The sequence below is a fragment of the Photobacterium rosenbergii genome, from assembly GCF_033022775.1.
GTDB lineage: Bacteria > Pseudomonadota > Gammaproteobacteria > Enterobacterales > Vibrionaceae > Photobacterium > Photobacterium rosenbergii_A.
Map to the genome: position 1 here is coordinate 1 of NZ_JAWJZI010000007.1, position 12,190 is coordinate 12,190.

Consider the following 12,190-nt stretch of genomic DNA (forward strand, 5'->3'; position numbering starts at 1 on the left):
GTGGTGCTGTGGTGCTGTGGTGCTGTGGTGCTGTGGTGCTGTGGTGCTGTGGTGCTGTGGTGCTGTGGTGCTGTGCATCTTCCCTGGCCACAACATGCTGTCAAGATATTGATTTAAAATATTAATCAATAAAAATATCTTTATTTTATAGAGCCCTTGAACCTCAGAGCCATAGAGCCGCTCTTCCCCATAGAACCGTTTTTGCGAAGCGCAAAAAAGAACGGGCGCAACTTTCGTTGCGCCCTTAGGTCTTACTTGCAGCAGTCCCGCTACTATGGTGCTCCCTGCATCATTCCATTGAATTGCTGTAATCCGTCAGCAGATTCCTTTTATTCTTCGTCCTGAAGTTGTCCCTAGGCCATCCTGACCCGTCAGCATATCCTATCCTGACTCTCAACATCCTTCCTGGAGGGGTCCCTTACTTCGTCCTGAAGTGGTCCTTGTGTCATCCTGACTGGTAAACATCCTGCTTACCTTCTGCCGTTCCGCGGCTATCCCTTCACAGTCCTTGTTCGATATACCGTCCTGGTACACCGGCCTCATCCTGAGACTCCCCTAATCCTTGGGTATTTCCTGTTCCGTTCCGTCAGTTCCTTCCGACACCTATAAATATACGCCGATCAGCCGATTTAAGTAGCCGCACCTAACAAATATCTCATCCGCAATACCATTGAAACATAGACCACATAACGAAAAAATCTTTATTTACAATAACTTAAATTAACTAGGCGCGATTTAAGCCTATATGAATAACCTTTATATCCCACGAGCTTGTAAGAGATCTCTCACAAGATAGATAGAATATTAGTATTAAGAAATATGGTTCTGTGGTTCTGCGGTTCTGCGGTTCTGCGGTTCTGCGGTTCTGCGGTTCTGCGGTTCTGCGGTTCTGCGGTTCTGCGGTTCTGCAGAAGCGTGTTACTTGTAGCGAAAAAATTTCAAGCCCTACTCGCTTTTCTGGCTTCTCCTAGGAACAGCCCTTCCCAGAATCTAAGACCGTTCTTAACCCATAGGGCCGCTCTTCCCATAGTACCGTTTTAACAAAAAAGGGGGGAAGCCAAGCTTCCCCCAAACACAATGAACAGTCTAGCAAATATCTAAAATTAGAAGTACAGACGCATACCGATAGTGAATGCGCTGTCGTCTTTTAGCTCGTTTAGTGAATCTTGCTTGTCAAAACTCATATCAGCGTATTCCATGTAAGACACCACTTGGCTAGTTAGCCAGTAGTCCGCACCGATGGTGTACTGATCAAGCTTGTTGTTTAGCGTGTCGTAATCTACGTAGTCGTATACACCGTACACACCAAAGCCCATAGGGAAGTCGTAACGAGCCATTGCACCGATACCGGTTTGCTCATCACCAGCGAAGTCGTAGTCAGAGTACATTGCCGCTAGAGATAGCGCTTGCCACTCGTAAGTTGCGTTCAGCGTCCAAGACGTATCTTTGTCGTCGTTGTAGATGCTCTTTTCAGTACGCTCTGACTGAGTGAAAGTACCAGATAGACCTAGGCCAAAATCAGAGTTCCATGCTGCACCCAAAGCAAATGCCTGATCGATGTCTAGGCCATCACTTTCTGTACCCGTGTGGTACTGTGCCATTACAGTGAAGTCGTTGATATCGATCTTGTACTGGATACCGTTGGTCAAACGATCTGTCGCTGTTTCGTCTGATTTGATGTTCGCCGTACCGCCGTATTCCCAGGTAATATCGTACTGACCAGCCAGCGTATCTTGTACCGCTGACATACGACCCATTCGGAACTCACCAAAGTCACCACCGATAGCAACAGAGCCGAACTTCAAGAATTCATCGTCATCTGTACCATCACCGCTTTCTGGAATGATGTTTAGTTCAGATAGGACATCACCATTGATGTACATGTTGTTATCCATGAAGTAGGTCATGTTTAGGCCAAGCTCAGTACCTTCGCCAGTGAAAGTACTGTCTGCGCCCATATAACCGTTATCAGTGGTCTCGTAACGTGCACGAAGGTTACCGTATACGCTCACAGATAGATCATCTGACTTATAAACCTCTGCCGCCATTGCTGACGCGCTAGCCACTACCGAGCCAATTACGGCTGCAACTACTGTCTTTTTCATGTTCACTCCTAATCGTTCCCTGACCTTCAAACAGTCGAAAACTTGGTATTAATTTTTTTATGTGATACGCCGGAGTCGACTGTTCATTAACAACTATCAACAGCCGTCACCAAGCAAGTAACGCTAATATTTAATACATGAAAACAACCAGTTAGGAACTGAAATTCTATTAAAGAATATTTTGATAGAAGTTCTTAGAAAACAACTTTGGCTAAAAACTAAATTTTTCTTTGGCGCTCTAAAACAGCTAAATTTGGCTTTTTAAGTCGTTGATAAGACAATAAAGTGAAAAAATGACAAAAAAATACCAACAGCAACTGTTGGTATTTTGATGAAATAAGTTTATATAAAACAAGTTTTATATCTATCAGTAAAGCTTTTGCCGTCCTGCAAGGGAATGGGACAAGGTTGTGCCGTCGACAAGCTCTAGTTCGCCACCGACTGGCACCCCGTGGGCAATCCGCGAAGCTGGGATCGAGTACTCACTGCACAGCTCGGCAATGTAATGAGCCGTCGCCTCCCCTTCTACGGTTGGGTTGGTAGCCAGGATCAGCTCGCTGATTTGCTCGTTCTGCAATCGAAACTCCAAGGTATCCAGACCAATATCAGAAGGTCCGATCCCATCGAGTGGCGATAGATGCCCCATCAGCACGAAGTAACGGCCTGAGAACTGCCCGGTAGCTTCTACGGCGACAATATCTGCCGGGGTTTCCACCACACAAATCTCACCGCTTTCCTGACGACGAGGGTTAGAGCAGATTGCGCACACTTCTTCCTCGGTAAAAGTCCGGCAATCGCGGCAGTGACCGATCTCGGTCATCGCCTTACTCAGGGCATCAGCCAACTGCAGGCCACCCTGTCGATTTCTCTGCAACAAACTGAAGGCCATACGCTGCGCTGACTTGGGACCGACCCCAGGCAGGCACCGTAAGGCCTCCATCAGTTGTTCCAGTAAGTGACTGGTACGCATTAATTAGAATGGCATCTTGAAGCCGGCAGGTAGGTTCATACCGCCAGTTACGCCTGCCATTTTTTCTTTCTGCGCTTCTTCGATACGACGAGCTGCGTCGTTGAACGCTGCTGCAATCAGATCTTCAAGCATGTCTTTGTCGTCTTCCATCAAGCTTTCGTCAAGCTCAACACGACGTACACTGTGGCTACCAGTTAGAGTCACTTTTACCAGGCCAGCACCAGACTCGCCGGTCACTTCCATATTTGCGATCTCTTCCTGCATTTGCTGCATGCGCTCTTGCATCTGCTGCGCCTGCTTCATCATGTTAGCCATACCGCCTTTACCAAACATATCATCTCTCTCTGTGGTCTGGTTAATCTATAAGGGTCTTACGCTATCTTCATCAAGTACAGCAGAAAACCGCTGACAAATGAAATTCACGTTCGGATCAGACAACAAACTCTGCTTGGCCTGATCCAGTTTCTGCTGATAAATCGCCTCTCGCCATTCAAGCGGTGAGCGGCCTTTATCACTCAATTCAACTTCTACCGACACATTTTCGGCAAACAGTTCGCTCATCGCTACCGTTAGTTGCTCGCGTGCCTTGGGCGTATTCAGGTGCTGTTGAGAAGGGCGAAGACTTAATTTCACCTGGTTTGCTTCTCTTTCAAACGCTGAATTAAGTGCCAGCTGCTGGACCATACGTCCAACATTGAGCTTGGTCACCCAGTCCGACCAACTATCCTGATTTGCAGCTTCCTTGACAAGCAATTTCACCATTTCCGGTGTTTTTTCATGCTCTAACGCTTGTTTCAAAAGCTTAGGTGCAACAACTTGCTGGGTCTCTTCAGACGGCTCGGGGAGCATTGTCGGACGCCATTGATATTCTGCTGATTCACTAGCATGTCCTAGTGCATCAGCCTGCACTGTCGCTGTTGTCGGTGCACCCGGTACCGGCATCGCATTTCCAGCTGACTTTACCTGACCGTTTTGCTTGCTGGCAATCCGATCGAGTACGCTGGTGGTTGCAACCTTTTTAGCCCGTACCGGCTCACCCTTTTTTCCGCTGTCCGGCGCATTGCCATCTCGTTTGGCTTTGCTGCGCAGCTGGTTTCTTGCCGCCAGCAAGCCCGAAGCTGCCGAGCCAGACACCGACTGACCTTGATTTGGTACTTGAGTCGGTACTTGAGCCGGACCTTGTGGCGCAGCCTGCGGTGCTGGCTGAGCCTTATGCGCCTGTGCCTGATCCGCCGCATAGTTTGCAGGTTCAGACATTGGTTGCTCATACCCAGCCGGTGGTTGGCCTTGATAAGGCTGTCCCTGGGGAGGCATAGATGAAGACGGCATAGGTGGCACATTGGCATGCTGCTGATGCGGTGCTTGTTGCGGGTGTGACGGTTGCTGCGGCTGCATGTTGGCAGCCTGCCCGCCATTCATCTGTGCTTTAAGCGCCTGTACACGCTGGATACCTTGTCCCTGAGTTGGTGTCGGCTGTGCCGGTGCGGCAGGCTGTGTAGCAGGAACAGCTATCGGCTGTGGCGTCACAGCATTGACCGATACCGGCCTGAACGCCAGCATGCGCAGTAATACCATCTCCAGGCCAGTACGGCCATCGGGAGCAAAAGCCAAATCCTGACGCCCCTGCAACGCAATCTGATAACACAATTGCACTTCCTGCGGCGACACCTTCTGGCTCAACGCGGTAATACGCGCAGCATCCGGTGCGCTATCATCAAGTGAGGCTGGCAATGCCTGATGCATAGCCACGCGGTGAAGCTGAGTGGCCACTTCCCGGAGCAAGCTATCCCACTCGACACCGACTGAGGCCAACTCTTCAAGGCAAGCCATCGCAGGTTGGGCTTCGCCACCCGCCACGGCTTCTAATAAATAAAGGGCCTGCTCGGTATTCAGTGTACCCAGCATTTCCGATACCGCATCGGCCTGCACCTGCCCATTACCCAAGGCGATAGCCTGATCCGTCAAGCTAAGCGCATCACGCATACTGCCTTCGGCAGCACGGGCCAACAGACCAAGTGCCCGAGGATCAAACTCAATATCTTCTTCGCCCAGTACCTTTTCCAACTGCTGTTGGATCTGGCTATTGTCCAAATGCTTGAGGTGGAACTGCAAACAACGGGAAAGAATGGTTACAGGCAGCTTCTGCGGATCGGTGGTCGCCAGAATAAACTTCACATATTCTGGCGGCTCTTCAAGGGTTTTCAATAAGGCGTTAAAACTATGACGCGAGAGCATGTGCACTTCGTCAATCAGGTAAACCTTGTAGCGCCCACGCGCAGGTTTGTACTGGACGTTATCCAGTAGCTCCCGGGTATCTTCAACCTTGGTGCGTGATGCCGCATCGATTTCAAGCAAATCGACAAAGCGGCCTTCATCGATTTCACGACAGGTTTCACACTCACCACATGGCGAGGCCGTTACGCCCTGCTCACAGTTCAAGCCTTTGGCAAAAATACGGGCGATCGTGGTTTTCCCGACCCCACGCGTTCCACTGAACAAATACGCATGGTGAAGACGATTATGGGCAAGCGCATTGGCCAGTGCCGTCAAGACATGGGACTGACCGACCACATCATCAAACTGGTGCGGGCGCCATTTACGAGCCAGAACCTGATAACTCATGTTAACTAACCTTACAGAATCAAGAACTCAATGCTAGCACAGGGAGGATTTTGGGGCGAGAGGACGCATCTTCGAGCGCCCAATGATTAGCCAGGTTCCCCCAAGAAAGTATGACCCGGAGGAACGCGGTATGGCCAAATCGCTACTGAAAATTAGTGGCCGTCAAAGTCACAGAGGCTAAATACATTCAGGCCAATGCCTTTCAGGCGCTCTTCACCACCGATATCCGGTAGGTTGATAACGAAAGCAGCATCTTCAACAACACCACCCAAGCGGCGTACCAGCTTAGTGGTTGCTTCAATGGTACCGCCTGTTGCCAGCAGATCATCAACCAGCAGTACCTTGTCGCCTTCTTTGATCGCATCAACGTGAATTTCCAGCGTATCTTGGCCGTATTCAAGTTCATAGCTTTCGCCGATCACTTCACGAGGCAGTTTACCCGGCTTGCGAACCGGCACAAAACCCACCCCCAACTCAAGCGCGAGTGGCGCGCCGAACAAAAAACCGCGAGCTTCAGTGCCGATCACTTTGGTGATCCCTTTATCCTTGTAGCGCTCGATCAGGATCTGCATTGTCGCGCGGTATGCCTCTGGATCTTCCATCAGGCTGGTCACATCGCGGAACAGGATCCCTGGCTTTGGATAATCAGGAATGGACTTGATGCTATTTTTGATCAACGCGAGCTTTTCTTGAGTCATAATCTTTTTCCATTAAACAATACGGCGGCATGAAAACAGGCCGCCGAAAAACTGGTTCAAATAGTAGTTTTTTTCCCCTAGCGGGGCAAGGATTGTAACGTGCTCATCATCGATAGGATGATCCAGCTAGCATCAATAGCAGGCCTTGTTAGAGAGACTCACCCTGCGGCGCAGGATTATCCCGCTCGGGAAGACGGTTAAACCAAACCAGCAAGACCACCAGCATGGCCACCAACATCACTTTGTGCCAAAGCAAAGGGACAAGGTATATAGAGAAGGCAAAGCTGGCCACAATCATAATATTTGCCCGCCGTTTAACATGTTTTGAAACGGCCCTATGGTGATGCCAATTATTCAGGATAGGACCAAACTTAGGATGATTGAGCAACCAATGATTCAACCTTGGAGAACCGCGCATAAAACAGGCACTGGCTAGCAGTAAAAAAGGCGTTGTCGGCAGCAATGGTAAAAAAGCGCCAAGTAACCCTAAGGCCACACAAATCCAACCACACAACAACAGAAGTGTTTTTCTAACCATACTGCAAAACCATTCGTTCTAACTGTCCTACCCTTAATACGAGTTTATACCTAATGCTAACGCAAACAAAAATACCAACAACCATATCTTGTCAGTATGAATTGTTGGTATTTGTTTCAAGCTAGAGCCGATGGGCCAAATTTCTCAGGACGGTTATAGCCAAAAGCCTTATGACGACAGCATGCCTACCCAAGTCAGGATAGCGGGCAGTGTCGGCAATGCCAGCACAGCAATAAACCCGAAGAAATATTTAACGTTGTATGGATCTTGGAATCCCTGCTCCATGATAGACTTCCTTTTATTAACTGATTTGAAATTAGCGGCTCTTAGGCCCGCATTTATTTGTGCAGCCAATATAACGGAATCATGCCGTGACAAAAACCGAGAGAATTTAAGGTTATTGTCATACAACCCCATAATTGTTTGATTCAAATCACTATCGTTATCAAGAATCGTCTTAGACTGAATTAATCACTAATAACAACAATGAAAGGCTTATGACAACGTCAGATAAAGTTTACGAGCAGCTGCAACAGCGCCTAGAGCAAGAGCACGGGATGTTGTCACGCGAGCTCAAGCACGAGATGCTACTCAATACCTTGGTGCCGTCGGCAACGGCGATTGAAAACGCGGAGCTCAGCGAATTAATTGTGATGGCCAAATCATCCTTTATTCCCAACCTGTTCGATTTGGCAACCCGAATGGAGCGAGTCGATGCCGCAGTATGTTCGGTCAAACTCGGTATGTACGGACTTTGCGTTGATTGCGAAGAAGAGATCGCGATCGATGATCTTGAGCAAGACCCAGCCCAGCCACGCTGCCTCAGCTGCCGCGAGCACAGCCGCTACCACCACGACAGCTAAAACGACAATAAGCGGGATCTCCCGCCTATTGTTAACACGAAAACCTCACGGCCTTCGACAGATTACGGCGTCGACTGCTGTTTTACCCACTGCTCAAACGCGGCTCTTTCTTCAGCATTGGCCTTGCTGTACCACAGCTTGAGCTGGACAAACGCATCACCGGTAATGCTGACTTCCCCTTTGTCACTCACTTCTACCGCCGCCTGCTGCAGGTCAACCGCATAGCCTTCTTCGAAGGTAATACCGTGCTCGCGGTTATAGTCAGCAACCAAGCCTTCCATATCACTGTAGGCAGCAAAGCCCTTGCCCTGCAGTTCAACATGATCAAGGTTTCGGGTGGTGCCATCGGCCAGTTCAAGCTGCCATTCTGGACCGCGCTGGAAGTAGGCTTTCGCTTGGCTCATGCTACTCAAACGAGGCAAGACAATAGTGGCATCTTGCTTAGGTACATCCATCTCGAAAAGATATGGGCGCGTGGTGTACATTTTACTTTTCGAGCCGTCCTTCAATTCACCGTCAAAACGCACCACCACCTGATGGCGTCCTTCGGTCAACTCGATGCTGTCGGCTTCAGACCAAAATGACGATTCGACTTTCTTGCCATCAACCACCAGCAGCTTGATATTGTTGCCAGTACTCAGGGTTGCCGCCTGCAGGCCCATTGGCAACGCCAATAGTCCGAGGGTCACTAACCATTTATTCATAGCTATTCCCTTATTTGCTGTCATCACAAAATTTTGTCATCACTAAGATAACAAAAAGCCGCCCAAGAAGGCGGCTTTTTAGGAGAGTTTTTAACCGAAAAAGACGATTAGAATACTACTTCCATACCTACTAGGTAACCTACATCTAGGTCAGCATTGTCAGAATCAGCCCAACCTAGCTCAGCGTATGCTTTAACATTGCTGTGTAGCTGGTGAGTAATGTTACCGTATACGTTGTCGATAGTGTCGTTGTCACCGTCAGCACGGTTGTAACCTAGAGCAAAAGTGTTTTTGCCCATAGTGTAAGAACCAGCGATTTCGATTAGGTCGATATCATCAATTTTGTTACCAGTAGCCGATGAATCGTACTGAGCATTACCGTAAGATGCAGCAAATGCAAACTGACCCATGACGTATTGAGCTTCAAGGTTGTATGCATCTACATCAACGATACCTAGAGAACCGCCATCTAGATCTTCAGCTGTGAAGTAGTAACCACGAACGTCGAAGTCACCAAAGCGAGCACCAATACGGCCATCTGTGACAGTACCGTCGTTACCCTGGAAGTCATCACCTTCAGCGTCTAGGTCATGAGACAGACCGAAGTAGAATTGACCGTTGTCGAATACGTATTTAATTACTTCGTCGCCTTCTGTTTTAACGAAGTCGATTTGCTCGAAGCCTAGCTCGTAGTCTTTACCGATACCTGCATCATCAGCAATGTATAGCTGACGACCGAAAGTTAGCGTACCGAAATCGCCGCCAAGACCAACCCATAGCTCATCGTTAGTTACGTCACGAGATTCGAACGCAAAACCGATACCACCAACAGCGTTTAGCTGGTCAGTTACTGCGATAGTGGTGTTTAGCTGCAAGTCACCGTCGTCAAGACGCAGACCTGAATCATTGTCGTTGTCTTTGTCTTGAATTTTCTGAATGTACTGAACTTCAGCTGCACCAGAAAGGTCTACAACTACGCCGTTTGCGTCGTATAGGTTGATGCCAGCTTGCGCTGAACCTGCTGCTAGTACTGATAGTGCTAGAAGAGTCTTTTTCATGATATCCACTGCCTTTTCTTATTTAGACTGGAATTCCTGTTTCCAGAATTCCTTTTCTTTTTTTATCCCCAGTTTTCCATGCCTTATAAACATATAACGCAACAAGAAAACTAAAGAGTCGAAATTTATGGAGCTCATCCTGACAGAAGATTCCTCTTTGTGTCAAATCTTCTAAAGGCAAACTAAAAAAACATCAACAACCATCAAATTCAAATACTTAGGGAGCGAATGCATGCTAATTGAGCATTGTTTTTATATAAAAAATGTCTATTCATAAAAAAGTAACCTGCAAAATATCAACATAAAAAACTGCAAATATAGCAAAATTACGCATATAGCAGCACAAAACACCACGCCTAGCAGTTATTTGTGGTGAAAACCTGTTGAAAACAGGTTGCACGGATCCACTTCTAACTAGTTCAATCTTATTTCGTGAACTGGTTCTCATTTTTAAAAGGCAAATAACAAAAACCGGCGAGCGGTCACATTCAGGTGTTCGTGCTATAATGCGCGCCCCTGTCCCGATGAAGTTTCAGATATGTTACACAACCAGATAAAGAGTGATATCAAGCAGTGCTATGAGAACCTGGGCAAACAGCTCGATAACTTTATACCTAGAAGGGCTCAAAACTATCTGGTTGCCGAGATAGCCAAGACACTAGGCGGGGAATACCACGCCAAACACCGCATGCTGGTGGGTGAAGCAGGGACCGGGATCGGTAAGTCGCTTTCCTACCTTCTGGGTGCTATCCCATTTGCCGTGTTCAACAACAAGAAAGTGTTGATTTCAACTGCGACGGTTGCCCTGCAAGAGCAGCTCATCAACAAAGATCTGCCACTGTTCAACCGCATTTACCCTAAAGAGTTCAGCTTTATCCTCGCCAAGGGCCGTCAGCGATATTGTTGCAACCATAAATTGGAAGCCAGCTGCAGCAACGATGAAAATCAACAAGTTAGCTTATGGGAGGAAAAACCTAAAAAGTCTGATTTAGATCTTTTGAAGCGGATGTTGATTGCTAGCGAAAGCGGAAAATGGGATGGCGACCGAGATAGTTGGCCAACCACCATTCCAGATCGCGTCTGGCAGCAGATTGTGGCCGACAAGCACAGTTGTCACTCCGGCCTGCCAAAGCACAGGGACTGCCCGTTTGCCAAGGCACGCGAACACCTGGAAAAAGCCGATGTCATTATTGCCAACCATGCCCTGCTCATGGCAGATATTGAGCTGGGTGGCGGTATTATTTTGCCGGAGCCGGAAAAAACCATCTATGTCATTGACGAGGCCCACCACCTGCCTCAGGTTGCCCGTGACTTTTCCTCAGCAGCAGCAAGCCTGAAAGGTGCCGCTAGCTGGCTGGAAAAGCTCAACCAATCTGTCGGCAAGCTGGCAGAATTGGCCGATTACAAAAAGTCAGGCCGCTTCCAGACGACGTTGAGCGAAAATATCGCCGTGCTGATCCCAACACTGCGTCAAATCGCCAACAATATTGACGAATCGCAGTTCAATAAAGACGGCGTCTACCGGTTTGAGCATGGCGAACTGCCAACTTGGCTGCAAGAAGAGGCCAAGGGCTGTAAAGACGCCAGCAAAAAAGCCTTGCAGTCGCTGGGAAAAATTCACGATTTGATTTCCGAGCGCAGCAAAGACAATGAAATTTTGCCAAGAGTGGGTGAGCAAGCACTTACCGAGTCCGGCTTTTATCTACAACGCCTTGAAAACCTTGAAAAGGTCTGGACCTTAATGGCCCAGCCTAACAAGGACAAAGGCGCACCATTAGCACGCTGGATAGAAAAAAGCCCCGATCGGGAAAATGATTACATCATTGAAGTCTCGCCGCTCGAAGTCGGCCATCGCCTTGATCAGCTACTGTGGAGCCGAGCCGTGGGATCGATACTGGTCTCTGCAACCTTGCGGGCGTTGAACCAGTTCGATTATTTTTGCCGTCAGGCAGGCATCTTCGAAAAAGAAGCCACCCGTTTTCTCGCTTTGGCTTCACCGTTTGACTACAAGAACAACGCACGCTTGGTGATCCCAGCCTTGCCGCTTGAGCCTCAGGCAGAAAAGTTTACTGATCTGCTCATCGACACATTGCCTGAATACCTGGAAGGCGAGACCGCCAGCTTGGTGCTGTTCTCTTCCTATTGGCAGATGAACCAAGTGGCCGACAAGCTACGCCCGTTGGCGAAGAAGAACCGTTGGGAACTGCTCATTCAAGGTGAGGAATCGCGCCACATCATCCTAAAAAAACATAAAGAGAACTGCGAAAAAGGTAAAACCAGCATTTTGTTTGGCACTGGTAGCTTCTCTGAAGGTCTTGATTTACCAGGCAATTTACTTAAAAACTTGATTATCACTAAAATTCCGTTCGCCGTTCCCACCTCGCCGGTTGAGGAAGCGCATGCAGAATATATCGAGAGCCGAGGCGGTAACCCGTTTTTACAAATTTCAGTGCCTGAGGCGAGCAAAAAGCTCATCCAATCCGTCGGCCGACTGCTTCGAAAAGAGGAAGACTCAGGCCGGGTCGTACTGCTCGACCGCCGGGTGATCACCCGACGTTATGGCAAGGCCTTACTCGATTCACTGCCACCTTTCGAACGTGTTATCGAACACGTCTGACGATAGATAATTACC

At 48.5% G+C, this 12,190-nt stretch carries 10 protein-coding genes; 2 read left to right on the plus strand and 8 right to left on the minus strand.

What is annotated here, in order from left to right; all coding sequences use genetic code 11:
- Positions 1-1,103: 1,103 nt before the first annotated feature.
- The 6 genes from R2X38_RS16775 to R2X38_RS16800 form a co-directional block, all read right to left on the minus strand.
- On the minus strand, positions 1,104-2,105 hold the full coding sequence (locus R2X38_RS16775) for a porin (RefSeq protein ID WP_317523476.1): 1,002 nt from the start codon (positions 2,103-2,105) through the stop codon (positions 1,104-1,106).
- Positions 2,106-2,472: 367 nt separating this feature from the next.
- On the minus strand, positions 2,473-3,075 hold the full coding sequence (gene recR / locus R2X38_RS16780; RefSeq protein WP_107300774.1) for a recombination mediator RecR: 603 nt from the start codon (positions 3,073-3,075) through the stop codon (positions 2,473-2,475).
- 3 nt (positions 3,076-3,078) lie between these two features.
- The gene (locus tag R2X38_RS16785; RefSeq protein ID WP_107300773.1) at positions 3,079-3,408 is read right to left on the minus strand and encodes a YbaB/EbfC family nucleoid-associated protein; all 330 of its coding nucleotides are present in this window, start codon (positions 3,406-3,408) and stop codon (positions 3,079-3,081) included.
- A 27-nt stretch (positions 3,409-3,435) separates the two neighbouring features.
- On the minus strand, positions 3,436-5,697 hold the full coding sequence (gene dnaX / locus R2X38_RS16790) for a DNA polymerase III subunit gamma/tau (RefSeq protein ID WP_317523477.1): 2,262 nt from the start codon (positions 5,695-5,697) through the stop codon (positions 3,436-3,438).
- Positions 5,698-5,849: 152 nt separating this feature from the next.
- A complete protein-coding gene (gene apt / locus R2X38_RS16795; protein ID WP_317523478.1) occupies positions 5,850-6,395 on the minus strand; it encodes an adenine phosphoribosyltransferase in 546 nt (181 codons plus the stop codon).
- A 148-nt stretch (positions 6,396-6,543) separates the two neighbouring features.
- Entirely contained in the window at positions 6,544-6,933 is a 390-nt protein-coding gene (locus tag R2X38_RS16800; RefSeq protein WP_317523479.1) for a YbaN family protein, read from the minus strand.
- Between the two features lie 497 nt (positions 6,934-7,430).
- On the opposite strand from R2X38_RS16800, the gene R2X38_RS16805 reads away from it, so the two are divergent.
- Positions 7,431-7,796 (plus strand): TraR/DksA C4-type zinc finger protein, encoded by a 366-nt coding sequence (locus tag R2X38_RS16805; protein ID WP_317523480.1) that lies wholly within the window; start codon positions 7,431-7,433, stop codon positions 7,794-7,796.
- 62 nt (positions 7,797-7,858) lie between these two features.
- Here R2X38_RS16805 and R2X38_RS16810 read toward each other — a convergent pair whose 3' ends face one another.
- Both R2X38_RS16810 and R2X38_RS16815 read right to left on the minus strand, forming a co-directional pair.
- Positions 7,859-8,500 (minus strand): DUF2057 domain-containing protein, encoded by a 642-nt coding sequence (locus R2X38_RS16810; RefSeq protein ID WP_317523481.1) that lies wholly within the window; start codon positions 8,498-8,500, stop codon positions 7,859-7,861.
- Between the two features lie 107 nt (positions 8,501-8,607).
- Entirely contained in the window at positions 8,608-9,558 is a 951-nt protein-coding gene (locus R2X38_RS16815; RefSeq protein ID WP_317523482.1) for a porin, read from the minus strand.
- Positions 9,559-10,096: 538 nt separating this feature from the next.
- Here R2X38_RS16815 and dinG point away from each other — a divergent pair.
- The gene (gene dinG / locus R2X38_RS16820) at positions 10,097-12,175 is read left to right on the plus strand and encodes an ATP-dependent DNA helicase DinG (protein WP_317523483.1); all 2,079 of its coding nucleotides are present in this window, start codon (positions 10,097-10,099) and stop codon (positions 12,173-12,175) included.
- Positions 12,176-12,190 lie beyond the last annotated feature (15 nt).

Coding starts and splice junctions, on each gene's coding strand:
- R2X38_RS16775 (WP_317523476.1), bottom strand. CDS start 2,105: ATGAAAAAGACAGTAGTTGCAGCCGTAATTGGCTCGGTAGTGGCTAGC.
- recR (WP_107300774.1), bottom strand. CDS start 3,075: ATGCGTACCAGTCACTTACTGGAACAACTGATGGAGGCCTTACGGTGC.
- R2X38_RS16785 (WP_107300773.1), bottom strand. CDS start 3,408: ATGTTTGGTAAAGGCGGTATGGCTAACATGATGAAGCAGGCGCAGCAG.
- dnaX (WP_317523477.1), bottom strand. CDS start 5,697: ATGAGTTATCAGGTTCTGGCTCGTAAATGGCGCCCGCACCAGTTTGAT.
- apt (WP_317523478.1), bottom strand. CDS start 6,395: ATGACTCAAGAAAAGCTCGCGTTGATCAAAAATAGCATCAAGTCCATT.
- R2X38_RS16800 (WP_317523479.1), bottom strand. CDS start 6,933: ATGGTTAGAAAAACACTTCTGTTGTTGTGTGGTTGGATTTGTGTGGCC.
- R2X38_RS16805 (WP_317523480.1), top strand. CDS start 7,431: ATGACAACGTCAGATAAAGTTTACGAGCAGCTGCAACAGCGCCTAGAG.
- R2X38_RS16810 (WP_317523481.1), bottom strand. CDS start 8,500: ATGAATAAATGGTTAGTGACCCTCGGACTATTGGCGTTGCCAATGGGC.
- R2X38_RS16815 (WP_317523482.1), bottom strand. CDS start 9,558: ATGAAAAAGACTCTTCTAGCACTATCAGTACTAGCAGCAGGTTCAGCG.
- dinG (WP_317523483.1), top strand. CDS start 10,097: ATGTTACACAACCAGATAAAGAGTGATATCAAGCAGTGCTATGAGAAC.